Here is a 14,343-nt window from a genome sequence, read left to right on the forward strand (position 1 = left end):
CTTTCATGTCAGACAGTCACATTCAAGTAACCACCTTGATCGAACCCTGCGGCTTGGACGAGCACCCGGACTGCGGGATCCGCGACGTACTGACCCGGGTGGGCGACAAATGGTCCGTCCTGGTCATCGTTGAACTCGCCTCGGGCATACGCCGCTTCCGCGAATTACAACGCGGCATCGACGGAATCTCACAGCGGATGTTGACCCTGACCGTGCGCCGGCTGGAGCGCGACGGCCTTGTCACCCGAACCGTGTACCCCACAGTCCCCGCCCAAGTCACGTACGAGCTGACGGCCCTGGGCAGCAGCCTGACCGACCTCGTCAAACAACTCGCCGACTGGTCACTCGACCACCGCGAAACCATTGGGCGTTCCCGAGCCCACTACGACGCCCAACACCCCGACAACGAGATCCACTAAATACGGGCCGCCCGCAAGGGGGACCGTCAGTGCCTCGGCACTCGGCCCAGGAAGGCCAGCAGGCGATCGCTTGCGGAGGAGTTGCTGGGGACGTCGACCGGCGCAGCGAAGTTCTCCCCCCGCGAGCTGACGTTGAGGGTGGGTGAGACCAGCGCGAGGACGTCCTCGGCCAGCGACTCCGGGATGCGGTGGGCGGGGTGGCGGGCCAGCCCGATATCCCAGCCGTGGGTCGTCAACTCGACCGCGCCGGCAATCGTTGCGTTCTCGACCCGCGTCGCATCGGCCGCGACAGTGAATGCGTGCGTCAGCTTTGCCAACCGCTCCTCCACCAGCGCCACTGGGCGGAGATCGTTGGTTCGTGGCGGCTGTGGAAGGGCGAGCATTCCCGTCTCGAGCAGACCGATTAGAGCGTCGATGACGTCGGCGAGGTGCAGGACGACCCGTCCCGCATTCCAGCCCTCACACGGCGTCGGTCGTCGGAGATCGTCGTTGGTCAGCTCGGACAGGACGCCACGCGCGTAGTTGGTGGCCCGGCCGAACAGCTCGGTGGTCACGCGCGTGACCGCTCCGGCATGCTCCAGGGCGCCGTCGGCAGGATATCGCCGGTTTCCAGCAGGGACTTGAGGTTGGCGAGCACGGCAGGCCAGCCGCGCGAGATGCCGTTCAGCATGTCGGTGTTCGGGAGGTTCTCGTGGGTCACGGTCAGCCGGACGATGTTTTCGTGGGGCTCGACGAGGAACGTGACGACTGAAGGTCCGCCCGGCTTGTCGTCGTCGGAGTCCGCGAAGGTGATCACAAGCCGGGTGGGTGGCTCGGCCTCAAGTACCATGCCGGTCACGTCGATAGCGCCGGAACCGTCCACTCGCCGATGTTCCCAAGGGGAGCCGGGTTGCCAGTCGGACACATTGGCGTGTCCCCAGTAGCGCGCGGTCAGGTCGGCGTCGGTCAGGGCCTGCCAGACGTCTTCGCTGCTCGCACGGATATAGGTGACGTAAACGTACGTCAGCACTGATGTCCTAGTGTCTGTCATTGCATACTCCTCTGCTCGGTTTTTGATGGCGCTGATCGTGGCCAGCCGCGGTGCGTCGTAGGCCGCGATCCAGCGCTCGCCTATCTCGTGGATCGGTGCGGGGTTGAGGTAGTGCAAGCGCTCTCGCCCTTGCCGCACCACGTAGACGAGGTCTGCCTTGGCGAGGAGGTCGAGATGCTGCGTTGCCGACTGGCGGGCCATCTGAAGACTTCCGCAAAGCTCCGTGAGGGTCTGCCCGTTCCTGTCCCGGAGACGATCGAGCAGGACGCGCCTGGTCGGGTCGGCCAACGCCTTGAACACCGGACCCAACGCTTCGTCAGTCATACATACATCATGCAGGCAAATACCTGCATGTGCAAGGGCGGCGGGCCACGGGTCTCGTTGACGAGCCAGCCCGCCGCCCCGACTTCCAGCGCCCAACTTGGTCCCTGCTCCCGGCGCCACGGACCAAGGTCGTCAGTCGTTCGTAAGAGGGACCTCTACGAACACGGCTCGGCGCTGAAATTCGATGGCGCTGAGCCGGATCCTCCGCCGGGCATCCCGTTGTGTAGTCGGTGGGGCTATTTACGACGATCTCAGTGTTGCTTCGGTGGCGTTAGTGAACGCATCGAATAGTGCGGTAGACGGGGGCAGGACCTGAGTCATCAGGGCGACCGCGACATCGTGCTCTGGCCAGCTGTACCAGAGTGTGCCTAGTCCACCGCCCCATCCGTAGCGGCGTCCGAATTCCCCGTTCGTTATTCCCACTCCGTACCCCCATCCGCCTCCGTCCAGGAAGGCCTGCGCCGAGGGGCCGGATCGCTGCTCCGCAGTGAGTTGATCGGAGGTCATTGCCGCCGCCGATTCGGGGGATAACAATCCGCCGCCGTTATTGAGCAGCATCCTGGCGAATCGCAGCATGTCACTCACTGTGGACACCAGGCCGCCGCGCGCGTCGGGGAATGCTGGCGGTGTCGACCACCGGCTGTCGAGGGCGCTGTCGAAGCGGACCAAACCGTTCTCGCTTTGAGCGAAGGCGGGCACGAGATGTCGCGGTGAGGCGACGAACCCGGTCTGGAACATGGCCAGTGACGTGAACAATCGCTCGCGCATCAGAACATCCAAAGGGCTTTCCGCGGCGCGGGAGAGCACGACTCCCAGCAGTGCGTAGGCGAGCTCGTAGCGCCATACCGTGCCTGGCTGTTCCAGCAGGGGCAGTGCTGCAAAGCGGGTCACCCAGTCGCTGGGCTCAAGCGTCCTCGAGGGGTCAGGAGGCCCAAACCCCAGCCCGGCCGCTGCGGCTGCCTCGACCGTCGGACAGGTGCTCTCGAAAACGAAACCAAAGCCCATTCGCATCGTCAGCAAATCCGCGATCGTCATCGAGCGTTGAGCTGGCACAGTCTCCTCGAGCGCGCCATCGAGCTGACGCAGAACGCGGCGGCCGGTCAGCTCCGGGACGAACTTTTCGACGGTGTCGTCGAGGTTCAGTACCCCGTCCTGAACAAGGAGCAGTGCGACAGCGGCCACCATTGGCTTCGTGTTTGAGCTGATACGCATGACAGCATTGACGGGCATCGCGACGGTTCCACCGGGTTCGGTCTGTCCGACGGCGGCCACGGACCTGTGGTTGCCATGCAAAACGCCTACGACAGCGCCCGGGACCTCCCCATCGTCCACCAGCGGACGGATTGTCTCGATGAGCTGCTCCGCATCCACCACTCGATCGTAACAGCGGCCTACAACGGAGTGAGCACCACACTGTGACAGCCCCACGAGCCGTAACGACCTATGCACAGTGGCCTACGACGGGCGATCGATGTTCGAAAATACACACATATGGCTAGGGAGGCCGGACGTCCTCGGCCCCGGCTTGGTAGTGTGACCGCCATGGCAGGTGGAATCCGTTACACCTCGACGACGTCGGCTTGCCCCGATCCCGCAGCCTTGGCTGCGTTCTACGCAGACCTCACAGATGGGGAAGTCACTTTCGTCCACGAGGACGAGTGGGCAACGATGCGCTGCGAGGGAGCTCGGCTGGAGTTTATGGGAGTGAGCGACTACCGGGCCCCGCGCTGGCCCGAGGACTCCGCGCTGGTCCACGTCGATTTCTTTGTGCGCGATCTCCACGAGGCGGAGGCGCAAGCTGTGCGCTCCGGAGCTCGCCGTTTCGACCACCAGCCGAACGCCGCCCATTGCCTCCTTTTCGCGGATCCCGCTGGCCACCCTTTCTAGCCTCTCACCAGTCGACGAAGTCGGCTGATTCGCCTGCGCAGACGGTCTGCTCAGGCGACGACTCGGAGAACTGACTAGCACTGTCCCAAGAACCGAAGGTTGAGCGCCGCTACCTCAACAAGCGTCTCGCAGAAACAGCCGAGGTCCCCTCATCTGCACCTCAGTTCAACCAAAATACGCGCCCGATGACGGGTGCAGAGGAAAAAATGAAACACCTCATATTGATTCCGAACAATGTTGATACTTGGAAAGGGCTTCCCGCGGCCGAGATCGAGGGGATCATGCAGGCCCATACCTCCTTGCAGAAGGAGCTCACTGCGTCCGGAGAATTCGTGGAGGCACATGAACCGGGCGAGGAGGCAAAGTTCGTCAAATCAGACGACGGCAGCTGTACCGTGACTGACGGTCCCTTCATGGAGACCAAGGAGATCGTGGCCGGCTACTACATCGTCGATTGCGTTGATATGGAACGCGCGGTGGAAATCGCCGGGAAGCTCGGAGAGGCAAAACTATGGCCGATCGAGATACGCCGAATCGACGCATAATCCAGGGACGAGAATCGGCCCGCCCTACTAGATTCGAAGTTACCGCTGATTTTGGCGGTGCATCAACCTCTATGAAAAGGACCTGAAACCCCAAACGTTTCCATCACACATCAGGAGTTCACAGTATGGCTGCACCTCTCGTATACATCAGCTTCCCCGGAACGGCCCGGGAAGCGCTGAGCTTCTACGCAGACGTCTTCGGGGGCGAGTTGTCCCTGCACTCTTACGAAGATTTTGGCAGGACCGACGGACCACCAAACGCCATAGCTCACGGCGTTCTCGGCGGTGACGTAGCTCTGGCGGGAGCCGACGCCCCGGCAGGAGAACAGACCGTGCGGTTCGAAGGCCTCACGCTTTCGCTGCTGGGAACCGCTGAACCGGCGATCCTCCACGAGTGGTTCGACAAGCTCTGCATCGGTGGGTCGGCGATCGACCCGTTGGTTCCAAAGCCGTGGGGCGCTTCAGACGGTCAGGTCACTGACCGCCACGGCCTTCGCTGGCTCATCGGATACGAGCCGCAAGCATGAGTGACGAGCTGCTGCTGACGCAACTGGCAAGCGAACGCGAGCATGCACGGCACGCCGTGGACGGGCTGACCGAAGCCGAGATGAATGCGCCGCTCGTCCCATCAGGGTGGACCATAACGCGCCTCCTCAACCACCTCGCCTTCGACGGTGAGATGTTTTGGATCTCGGCCGTTCTTGGCGGCGACCCCGAAGCGATCGCAGAACTTCACAACGGCTGGGCATCCCGTCCCATGCCGGGCGCCGAAGCCGTCAACATCTACAGACACCAGATCCGGCGCAGCAACCGAATCCTTGCGAAAGTTGACCTTGATGACCCACCCAGCTGATGGCCCCCCGCCAGCGAGTTCGCCGCACAACCGATGCGTGAGGGTCGCGAGGTCGTCTTTCGCGTGCTTGCAGAGACATCCACTCACGCAGGGCACCTCGACATCGTGCGCGAACTGATCGACGGACACCAAAATTTCGTCGTCAACTGAGCCAGCGCCCAAAACGAAGGACGGGGAACTTCTTCGCAACCTGGGCACTCGGCCACGTAAACCCAACAGTTCCGCCCCAGGAGTCCACCCAAAACTAATTCTCCCACCCGCAGAGGTCGCTCCCCCGAGCATTCGCGATACAGCGGTGAACATGCGGACACCCGTCGCCCACTCCACTGCACCCTGCACGGAGACACTGCAGCCACCGGCCCGACTAGCCGATCGACTTCACGAAAGGACCACCACAATGCCGCAATTTGCCGTCCTCATCTATGCAGACGAGTCCCTCCATGCTGTCGACGCAGCTAAGGACGAACTCGAAGAGAACGACCAACACGCAAAGGATCTTTTAGCCTCAGGCACCATGTCGCTCGCCTATGCCCTGACACCTCGAGCTAGTGCGGTGTCCATCCGACGAGACAGCACCGACGCTGGACCGTTCGTTCAAGCCGACCAGTTCGTAGCAGGCTTCTACGTCCTAGATGCTCCCGATCTCACCGCCGCTGTGGCGATTGCCCGCTTGAACCCAGCAGTCCGCACTCGCACCGGCGGCGTCGAAGTCCGCCCCGTGCACAGCGGAGGCATCACGGCCGATAACAAGTAGACGATGCAGGCAGAGGTAGTGGCAGGCCGTCTCGGAAAATTACAGGTTTTCCATACACAAGTCCTGTCCAAATTGAGTCGTGTGTGACTATGTCAAGGTGTTTGGGACCCACTAGGGCAATCTAAGTCGGACCCATCTTGGCTGTTGGCGATTGGTCAGCATGCGATGTAATGTCAGTGGATGCTGACTTTCGCTTCGCGTATTGACGTGATGAACCGGTTGGGTCGTGCGATGGCCGATCCGACCAGGTCTCGGATCCTGCTGTCTCTGCTGGAGGCCCCCGGGTATCCAGGTGCGCTGTCGCGTGATCTGGGGCTGACGCGGTCGAACGTGTCTAATCATCTGTCGTGCCTTCGCGGGTGCGGGATCGTGGCGGCGGTCCCCGAGGGCAGGTCGACCCGGTATGAGATCGCGGACCCGCATGTGACGCGGGCGTTGACGGCGTTGGTGGATGTTGTTATTGCCGTCGACGACGGCGTCGAGTGCGCCGACGACGCATGTGATGTGCCGTTGTGCTGCGTGAACAGCGTATGAGCGTGCCGGTCGCAGGCCCGGCCCGGGTCGTCGGACCGCTGCGAAAGCAGGTACTGCGGCGAAGGATCCGTTGGATCGTCGCGGCAACGATTGCCTATAACGTCGTGGAGGCGGTCATCGCCATCTCGGCTGGGACTGTCGCCTCGTCGGCTGCGCTGATCGGCTTCGGCCTTGACTCTATTGTCGAGGTTCTGTCGGCTGGCGCGGTGGCATGGCAGTTCGCCGCCCCGGATCCGGAGAAGCGGGAGAAGGTCGCCCTCCGGTTTATCGCCTGGTCGTTCTTCGCTCTTGCCGCCTATGTCACCGTCGACGCCGGCCTGTCTCTGCTGGGCGTGCGGGCGGCGGAACACAGCCCGGTTGGCATTGTGCTGGCCGCGGTAAGCCTCGCCATCATGCCGTTCCTAAGCTTTGCTGAGCGACGCGCCGGCCGCGAGCTCGGCTCGGCGACCGCCGTCGCGGACTCGAAGCAGACCCTGATCTGCTCCTATCTCTCCGCAGCTCTGCTCGTCGGGCTGCTGCTGAACAGCCTCCTGGGGTGGGCCTGGGCAGACTCCGTCGCAGCCCTCGTGATTGTCGTCTTCGCCGTCCGCGAGGGGTTGGAGGCGTGGCGGGGCGACGCCTGTAAGGTGCCTGTGTCCGCCCTGACGGGTGAGCGCGACGTCAAGAAGTGCGACTGCTGCTGACCTGAGCCTTAGCCTCGATCCACCGGTCGAGTTGAGGTTGTAGCGGCGCGTTAAACCGAGAATGCCACTCGGATCAGGAAAAATAGAACTTACTTAGGGTTCATTTCGACCGATTCGAGAGGCATCTCGTAGATGCAACTTTTCCACAGTTCCAGCCGCTTGTCAGCCACCTTCGACGACACAAATCTCGTGTCGGCTGCGGGGCTGGTCCCTGCGATGGCGTTGGCGGTGAAAACCGGCCCCAGCGACCTCGCCGATGCCTGGCTGACCCTGCCGGGGTACTTCGGCGCGAACTCCGGGTTGAAAGTCACCGCGTTGGTCGCCGGGATGCTCGCTGGAGCCGATTCGATCGACGACATGGCGTTGCTGCGGCACGGCGGGATGAAGAAACTCTTCGTCGGGACGTATGCCCCGTCGACGTTGGGATCTTTCCTGCGGTCGTTCACGTTCGGTCACGTCCGGCGACTGGACGCCGTCGCCTGGCGCTGGCTAGTCAACGTCGCCGCACACACTCCGATCGTGACGGGAATCGATGATTATGCTCTGGTGGACATCGACGACACGATCAAGGAAGTCCACGGTTATCAGAAGCAAGGCTCCGGTTACGGCTACTCCGGAGTGCGCGGTTTGAACGCTCTGATCGGCATCGTCTCCACACCCCAGGCGGCCCCGATCATCATCGGGTCCCGGCTGCCGAAAGGAGCGGCAGGTTCCCCGCGCGACGCGGGAAAGTTCGTGGGAGATGTCCTCGCCACCGTGAAACGCCTCCGCAGCCAGACGGCCGCCGGCCTGATGCTGCTGCGCGCCGACAGCGCGTTCTACGGCCACGCGGTCGTCGCGGCCGCGCATCGGGCTGGCGCGAAAGTCTCCATCACAGCCCGGATGGACCCGGCCGTGAAACGAGCTATCGGCACGATCACGGATGACCAATGGACGACTATCAACTACACCGACGCGATCCGTGACGAGGCCACCGGCGCGTGGATCTCATCCGCCGAAGTCGCGGAAGTTCGGTTCACCGCCTTCAGTTCACGCAAGAAAGCCGAACGCATCGTGGGGCGCCTGGTCGTGCGCCGGATCCCGGAACTGAATCAGAAGGCCACCGAAGGGCAGCCGACCCTGTTCGACACGCACCGGTTTCACGCGTTCTTCACCACGAGTGACCTGGATACCGTCACCGCGGATCAGACCCACCGGCAGCATGCCATCATCGAGCAGATTAATGCCGATCATAAGGACAGTGCGCTGGCGCACCTGCCATCCGGGGTGTTCACGGCCAACGCGGCCTGGCTCGTGCTGGCCACGATCGCGTTCAACCTCTCGCGCGCCGTTGGTTCGCTGGCCGGCGCAGATCTGGGCAAGGCACGCAGCGGCACAATCCGTCGCAAACTCATCAGTATCCCCGCCCGCATCTCCACTTCGGCGCGGAAGATCACCCTGCACCTGCCGACAAGCTGGCCGTGGGAACCCGGATGGACGGCCGCGTTTGCGGCGGCCTGCGGCCCGCCGCAAACCGCCGCCACCTAACCACCAGCCATACGGCGAACGAAGACTTGGAACACCACCGGCAGCAAGGCCGGCAGCCTCGCCCTACCCGCCACCAAAACCCGGTTCTGAATTCAGCGACGCCGCTCACTCAAGGCGGAGCGGTGGATCGAGGCTTAGATTGCCTTGGTGGGTCCTAATAACGCAGCCATAGTCAGCCCCTCAAAGTCCAACATTCTGAAGAAATAGCTGGCTATGTCAACCTAAGTCGGCCCCGTTTCGGCAATGTAAGCGGGAACCGGGGTCAGGTCGCAACGAGTGATACTGGAGTATGCGCGTACAGATTCTTCATATTGATGAGTGTCCGAACTGGGTCGAGGCGGCGAAGCGGGTGGAGGCGGCCCTGAACGAGCTGGGTCGTAGTGACGTCGAGCTGACATACTGCCTGCTAGCGGACAGCGTCGAGGCCGCGGCGTTCCCGTTCGCAGGTTCGCCGACGATCCTTCTCAATGGTGTGGACGCGTTCCCGACAGGTGTTCGAGTTTCCGATCTGGCGTGCCGGGTCTATCGCACTGACGGCGGTTTCGCTGGCGTGCCCACTGTCGCGCAGATCGTCGAGGCGATCCAGAACCAGGCCTGACCTTGGCTCGTTCCGGTGTCGAGGACGCCACTATCAGGCGCGCGGTATTGCTGTGCGTTGCTTTCGGGCGCGGGCGAACCGGCAGGAATCGGTTCGGGTTTCGATGATGGTGCAGATATATGTCAGCCGATCAACGATCGCCGCGTAGAGCCTTCCCTCCCCTGACACAGTTGGCATCGGTCCGGGTCGATCGCGCTTTCGGGCTGTAATGTCGCACTGGCCGTGCCCGGCGTCACCGAAGGCCGGTTGGGCCAACGGAGAACCGTGGGGAACTCTCGCGGGAGCGGTCGCGTTTCTTGGCGTGTAAGTGTTCATTCAGGCGTGCCTAAGGCAGTTGCTGGTGCGACTGTCGATCTTCCGGATCCCGAATCTCGCCGCGGCCCATTTTTCGTCGACGCACGCCGGATTCACAGGTGAGGTCGCCTAACCCAGCCCTAAAACGCAGGGGCAGATCGATGAGGGACATACTGCGATCCCGTTGGCTTCACCCGGCCGGAGTACCTCGGGCTGGACTCGTGATCAAGGTAGGTTGGTGCGGGTCAGCTCGAGCACAAGCCGATAATCGCCCGATTTCCTTCTGTGTTCGCCGAGGATGTGGTGGTCGGCGATGACCCTCCACACCGGTGTTAGGCACTCTGAAGAAATTCCTTGCCGCGCTGACCTCCGCGAGGGGGATAATGGTCGGGTCGGCGCCGTCACAGCAGTGTCGAGAAGCTTCAGCAACGATGCTAGGAGACCGCATGATCATGACGCACTCGACCCTCCAAGAGGCTGTAGGGCAGGTAACCGCGGTAGCTTCCGCCCACGCCCAACAGGTAGATAGCGAGGGCACGTACCCCGTCGATTCAGTCGCGGCTCTCCGGTCGAGCGGACTGCTCGGTCTGGTGATCGGCGAGGAAGCTGGCGGCATGGGGGCCGGTCCTGTTGAGTTCACGGAGGTGCTGGGCGCGATCGCGGCGGCGTGCGGATCGACCGCGATGATTTACCTGATGCATGTCGCGGCTGCCGTGACGGTGGCATCCGCCCCGCCCGCAGCAATGCCGGACCTGCTTGCGCGGATGGCTTCCGGAGAGGTACTCGGCACGCTCGCGTTCAGTGAGAAAGGGTCGCGATCGCACTTTTGGGCTCCGGTGTCGGAGTCGGTCGCGGACGGTGACGACGTTCTCTTCTCTGCCTATAAAAGCTGGGTCACCTCGGCTGGCTACGCCGATGTCTACGTCATGTCGTCCAAGAGTGCGGTCGACCCGGAGACGGTCGACCTGTATGCGATCCCGGCCGGTACCGTGGGCTTGGATATCGCCGGTCCTTGGAGCGGACTGGGGCTTCGGGGCAATGCATCGAGCCCGATGTCAGTAGAGGTGACCATTCCGGCGAGTTATCGCATCGGTGAACCGGGCAGCGGGTTCGGCACAATGATGGCCACGGTGCTGCCGTGGTTCAATCTGGGCAATTCGGCCGTGTCGCTCGGGCTCTCCACCGCAGCAGTGGATGCCGCTGTCGCGCACGTCACCGGTGCCCGGCTCGAGCACCTGGATCAGGCGCTTTCCGCATTGCCGACTATCCGGGCGCAGATTGCGAAGATGAGCATCACGTTGGCGGCGCAGACGTCCTATCTCGCGCAGGCGGCCGCGAAAGTGGCAACCCCGGCCGGAGACACGGCGCTGTTCGTGCTCGGGGTGAAGGCCTCGGCGAACGATGCCGCGCTGATCATCACCGAATCGGCCATGCGGGTATGTGGCGGTGCGGCGTTCTCGAAACATCTGCCCATCGAGCGGGCCTTCCGGGATGCGCGCGCGGGGTCGGTCATGGCGCCGACCGCAGACGTGCTCTACGACTTCTACGGTAAGGCCTTGACCGGCCTTCCGCTGTTCTGAGGTTCGAATGTCGAAACTCATCGGAGCCCCCTTGCTCATCGGAGCGGTCGCATACACCCCTAATGTTGTTCCCATTTGGGAAGGCATCCGCGAGTACTTCGACGAACCCGACACGGCGATGGACTTCGTGTTGTTCTCGAACTATGGACGTCTCGTCGACGCTCTTCAGGCCGGGATGATCGATATCGCCTGGAATACAAATCTTGCGTATGCGCGGTCAGTGCTTCAGACCGATGGGCACGTGCGGGCGCTAGCCATGCGCGACACCGACGCCAACTTTTCCACGGTGTTTGTCGGGGCGGCGGGAAGCGGCTGGTTCGGTCCCGAGGACATTGCGACCCGGCGATTGGCCCTCGGGTCGGCGGACTCGGCTCACGCCGCGATTCTGCCTCTACATTATCTGCGCGCGGCCGGGGTGGCTGTCGATCAAATGCATATCCAGCGCTTCAACAGCGACATCGGCAAACACGGTGACACCGGTCGCAGCGAGCTGGACGCGATCGATGCGGTGCTGGCTGGCGATGCTGATGTCGCCGCAATCGGCATCACGGTGTGGGAGAACATCGGCCGTGGCGACCTGATGCCGGGGATGCTCGAGCCGGTCTGGCAGACCGAGTCCTACTCACACTGCATGTTCACTGCCCTCGACACTCTGCCTGAGGCGGTTTACGCACCGTGGGTGGCGAAACTGCTCGACATGGACTGGAACGTGCCGGCGCACCGACGAATCCTCGAGCTGGAGGGACTCACCCGATGGGTCGGGCCGCACCTCGAAGGCTACGAGGGGCTATTTCAAGCGATCAAAGAACAGGGGGTCGACTCCCGATGGTAATCATGGCGCTGATGCGCACTCTCGAGCAAATGGCCGAGGGTGATACGGCAGAGTTTGCGGTGTCGTCGGCGAGCGAACTGGACCTCGTGCGCCGATGGTGTGAAAAGACGGGCAACACCCTCGTGAGCACCCTGATGGTCGAACAGGACACTGGCCAGGTGACCGTCGGCCGAGGCCGCCCGCGAAACCCCGGCAGCATGATTCCCCCCGACCGGATGCCCGGAGCGCGCCTGTGGCTGTACACGAACTTCCACTGCAACCTGGCCTGCGACTATTGCTGCGTCGCGTCGTCGCCGAAGGCCGATCCGCGACTGCTCGGCATCGACAACATCCAGGCGCTCGTCACTGAGGCCGCCGACTGGGGCGTGCAGGAGCTGTACCTCACCGGCGGCGAACCGTTCCTGCTCCCCGACATCGACGTTATCGTGCGCGCCTGCGTCGACCGGCTGCCGACCACACTGCTGACCAACGGGATGCTGTTCCGCGGCCAGGGGTTGCGGAAACTGCAGGCGATGCCGCGGCAGGGCTTTGCACTGCAAATCAGTGTGGACTCGCCGACCGCCGAGGTGCATGACGCACACCGCGGCGCCGGGAGTTGGGGACGGGCCCTTGCCGGGATTCGAGTGGCGCTCGATGAGGGATTCACCGTGAGGGTGGCCGCGACAATCTCGGCGAATGATGATCCGGCCCTTGACGAGCTGCATGCGCTGTTCGACGGGCTCGGAATCCCGCGAGCGGATCAGATCATCCGTCCGATCGCCCTTCAAGGCGTCGCCGAAGAGGGGGTCGCATTCACGCGCGAATCGCTGATCCCCGAGGTGACCGTGACGGCGGAAGGTATCTACTGGCACCCCGTTGCAGCTCTTGACGAGAAGGCACTGGTGAGCCGCCAGATACTGCCTCTGGCTCCCGCACTCGACCGGGTGAGTGAACTCTTCACCGAACAGTGGTCCTCGGTCACGTCTGCCACGTCCATGTTCGCCTGCGCCTGACACGAAACGGGAGCGCCATGACCAAGACCACCCCCACCACCGCACTGCCATTCATCAACCAGATCGAGACCGGGCGTCCCACTCGCGTGGTTCTGGCCGCCGTCCGGATCGCAGTGGGGTTGATGTGGCTACAGAATGTGAATTGGAAACGCCCGCCCGACTTCGGGCAGGCTGCCGACAACGGCCTCTACCAGTACACGGCGGATGCGGTGAAGCATCCGGTGCTCGGGGCGTTCAGTTGGCTGGTTGAGAACGTCATTTTTCCCAGCTTCGCGCTCTTCGGCTGGGGTGTGCTGATCGCGGAATTCTGTCTTGGCGCTTTCCTGCTCGTGGGCTTCCTGACCCGCTTCTGGGCGGCCATCGGCATCCTGCAGACCCTTGCCATCACCCTCTCTGTGCTGAACACCCCCGGAGAGTGGCAGTGGAGTTACTACCTGATGTTCGTCGCACAATTCGTGATTCTGGCAACGGCCGCCGGGCGGATCGCCGGCGTCGATGGCCTGCTGAGACCCCGATGGTCGCTCACCCGCGGTCGACCGGCTCGGATTGCGATGACGCTGTCATGAACGCCAGCAGACGCACCGGTGCCACACCTTCCACCTCTGAGGTCTGGCGTACCCGTGGCCTGATAGTCGCCGGTCTCACCGTGCTCAGTTCGTTGTTCTCGGTGCTTCACTACACGCCGCTGCAGTTCGTCTCGGTGAACCTGATACAAGCACTCGTGCTGGTCGTACTCGGTGCCATCGCCGCGCTTGGCTGTCTACTGAGGTTGCCCGTGCTCCTGCTTGCAAGCGGAGCAATCCTGATTGTCGTCGGGCTGGTGCGCCTCGTCACCTACGATGCGACGATCGGCATCATTTCCGGCTCGGTCAACGCCGCCGCCCTAATGGTCGGACTGGGTATCGCCCTCATCTCCATTTGGACTACCTCTCGGCCAATGCCGGAGAAGAATTAACAACTCCTTGATGAGCAACCGAAGCGGGGCGTTGCGTATCCGCAACTTCTTCGCCGAGCTCCTGCCCGCGGGCACCGCACTCGACCCTCTCGCGGCCGAGATGAGGGTGTGCAGTGACGACGTCATCGCGCTGTTGGCCCAATTCGGCCGGGAAGTCGTGGGTGGCGTTCAGATTTAGGACCCGGAGTCGCTGGGGGAGCCGCGCACTCCCGCACTCGCCCCGCGTGACGCGACCGAAGTCCGGCGGCACGATCCTGGCAGGGGTGCGAGACAAGATCGTGCTTGCTCGACAGGGCGATCATCGGCAACGCGTCATCGAGCGGTACGAACGATCACAATCGACCCACGCAAACACAATCGTGCGCTGGAGCGATGTCGGCAACCGCGGCGGCCACTTCGCCGCCCTCGAAGAGCCGCAACTCCTCATCGACGACCTCCGCAGCGAAGTCCTTATGGTGCCCGGATGGCGCGTGACGGGAATATGACCGGCCGCTTGCTTGACGGTAATTTGACTGTCAGGCATTCTGAAGGGGATA

Annotated in this window: 19 protein-coding genes and 1 pseudogene; 17 read left to right on the plus strand and 3 right to left on the minus strand. The window is 63.0% G+C overall.

All coding sequences use genetic code 11. The features are described from left to right. The first annotated feature begins 5 nt into the window (after positions 1–5). On the plus strand, positions 6–419 hold the full coding sequence (locus tag BJ997_RS07845; RefSeq protein WP_035836977.1) for a winged helix-turn-helix transcriptional regulator: 414 nt from the start codon (positions 6–8) through the stop codon (positions 417–419). A gap of 26 nt (positions 420–445) precedes the next feature. Here BJ997_RS07845 and BJ997_RS07850 read toward each other — a convergent pair whose 3' ends face one another. The 3 genes from BJ997_RS07850 to BJ997_RS07860 form a co-directional block, all read right to left on the minus strand. Next, complete coding sequence (locus BJ997_RS07850) at positions 446–973, minus strand: maleylpyruvate isomerase family mycothiol-dependent enzyme (RefSeq protein WP_035836976.1); 528 nt, start codon at positions 971–973, stop codon at positions 446–448. Further along, entirely contained in the window at positions 970–1,773 is an 804-nt protein-coding gene (locus BJ997_RS07855; protein ID WP_035836975.1) for an ArsR/SmtB family transcription factor, read from the minus strand. Before BJ997_RS07855 ends, BJ997_RS07850 begins: the two co-directional genes overlap by 4 nt. Before the next feature lie 240 nt (positions 1,774–2,013). Continuing rightward, positions 2,014–3,144 carry a serine hydrolase domain-containing protein gene (locus BJ997_RS07860; protein ID WP_052542300.1) on the minus strand — a complete coding sequence of 377 codons (1,131 nt, stop codon included), beginning with the start codon at positions 3,142–3,144 and terminating at the stop codon, positions 2,014–2,016. A 171-nt stretch (positions 3,145–3,315) separates the two neighbouring features. Here BJ997_RS07860 and BJ997_RS07865 point away from each other — a divergent pair, with 171 nt between their 5' ends. From BJ997_RS07865 to BJ997_RS07940, 16 genes and pseudogenes are all read left to right on the plus strand, one after another. Next, positions 3,316–3,660: a VOC family protein gene (locus BJ997_RS07865; protein ID WP_035836985.1), complete on the plus strand. Its 345-nt coding sequence runs from the start codon at positions 3,316–3,318 to the stop codon at positions 3,658–3,660. Positions 3,661–3,845: 185 nt separating this feature from the next. After that, positions 3,846–4,205 (plus strand): YciI family protein, encoded by a 360-nt coding sequence (locus BJ997_RS07870; RefSeq protein ID WP_084141251.1) that lies wholly within the window; start codon positions 3,846–3,848, stop codon positions 4,203–4,205. A gap of 125 nt (positions 4,206–4,330) precedes the next feature. Further along, a complete protein-coding gene (locus BJ997_RS07875; RefSeq protein WP_035836973.1) occupies positions 4,331–4,732 on the plus strand; it encodes a VOC family protein in 402 nt (133 codons plus the stop codon). After that, positions 4,729–5,208 (plus strand): annotated as a pseudogene (locus BJ997_RS07880) (mycothiol transferase). The gene BJ997_RS07875 and the pseudogene BJ997_RS07880 overlap by 4 nt, the downstream one beginning before the upstream one ends. A 247-nt stretch (positions 5,209–5,455) precedes the next feature. Beyond that, entirely contained in the window at positions 5,456–5,812 is a 357-nt protein-coding gene (locus tag BJ997_RS07885) for a YciI family protein (protein ID WP_035836972.1), read from the plus strand. A 180-nt stretch (positions 5,813–5,992) separates the two neighbouring features. Continuing rightward, entirely contained in the window at positions 5,993–6,346 is a 354-nt protein-coding gene (gene cmtR, locus BJ997_RS07890; protein WP_035836971.1) for a Cd(II)/Pb(II)-sensing metalloregulatory transcriptional regulator CmtR, read from the plus strand. Next, positions 6,343–7,029, plus strand: coding sequence for a cation efflux transmembrane domain-containing protein (locus tag BJ997_RS07895; RefSeq protein ID WP_035836970.1), 687 nt, complete (start codon positions 6,343–6,345; stop codon positions 7,027–7,029). Before cmtR ends, BJ997_RS07895 begins: the two co-directional genes overlap by 4 nt. Positions 7,030–7,161: 132 nt before the next feature. Continuing rightward, positions 7,162–8,556, plus strand: a complete 1,395-nt coding sequence (locus BJ997_RS07900; RefSeq protein WP_035836969.1) for an IS1380 family transposase — start codon at positions 7,162–7,164, stop codon at positions 8,554–8,556. Between the two features lie 289 nt (positions 8,557–8,845). Continuing rightward, a complete protein-coding gene (locus BJ997_RS07905) occupies positions 8,846–9,154 on the plus strand; it encodes a hypothetical protein (protein ID WP_035836968.1) in 309 nt (102 codons plus the stop codon). Positions 9,155–9,894: 740 nt separating this feature from the next. After that, positions 9,895–11,028: an Rv1679 family acyl-CoA dehydrogenase gene (gene fadE16 / locus BJ997_RS07910; RefSeq protein ID WP_035836967.1), complete on the plus strand. Its 1,134-nt coding sequence runs from the start codon at positions 9,895–9,897 to the stop codon at positions 11,026–11,028. Between the two features lie 7 nt (positions 11,029–11,035). Further along, positions 11,036–11,860, plus strand: a complete 825-nt coding sequence (locus tag BJ997_RS07915) for an Rv1680 family SBP-like protein (protein WP_035836966.1) — start codon at positions 11,036–11,038, stop codon at positions 11,858–11,860. Positions 11,861–11,871: 11 nt separating this feature from the next. Then, positions 11,872–12,852, plus strand: a complete 981-nt coding sequence (locus BJ997_RS07920) for an Rv1681 family radical SAM protein (RefSeq protein ID WP_201771718.1) — start codon at positions 11,872–11,874, stop codon at positions 12,850–12,852. Positions 12,853–12,869: 17 nt separating this feature from the next. Beyond that, positions 12,870–13,418 (plus strand): DoxX family protein, encoded by a 549-nt coding sequence (locus BJ997_RS07925; RefSeq protein ID WP_169743172.1) that lies wholly within the window; start codon positions 12,870–12,872, stop codon positions 13,416–13,418. Then, positions 13,415–13,807 (plus strand): Rv1678 family membrane protein, encoded by a 393-nt coding sequence (locus tag BJ997_RS07930; RefSeq protein WP_035836964.1) that lies wholly within the window; start codon positions 13,415–13,417, stop codon positions 13,805–13,807. The genes BJ997_RS07925 and BJ997_RS07930 overlap by 4 nt, the downstream gene beginning before the upstream one ends. Before the next feature lie 10 nt (positions 13,808–13,817). Next, the gene (locus tag BJ997_RS07935) at positions 13,818–13,985 is read left to right on the plus strand and encodes a HipA N-terminal domain-containing protein (protein WP_084141250.1); all 168 of its coding nucleotides are present in this window, start codon (positions 13,818–13,820) and stop codon (positions 13,983–13,985) included. Between the two features lie 46 nt (positions 13,986–14,031). Then, the gene (locus tag BJ997_RS07940) at positions 14,032–14,292 is read left to right on the plus strand and encodes a hypothetical protein (protein WP_035836963.1); all 261 of its coding nucleotides are present in this window, start codon (positions 14,032–14,034) and stop codon (positions 14,290–14,292) included. Positions 14,293–14,343: the final 51 nt, after the last annotated feature.

Source organism: Cryobacterium roopkundense, assembly GCF_014200405.1.
Taxonomy (GTDB): domain Bacteria; phylum Actinomycetota; class Actinomycetes; order Actinomycetales; family Microbacteriaceae; genus Cryobacterium; species Cryobacterium roopkundense.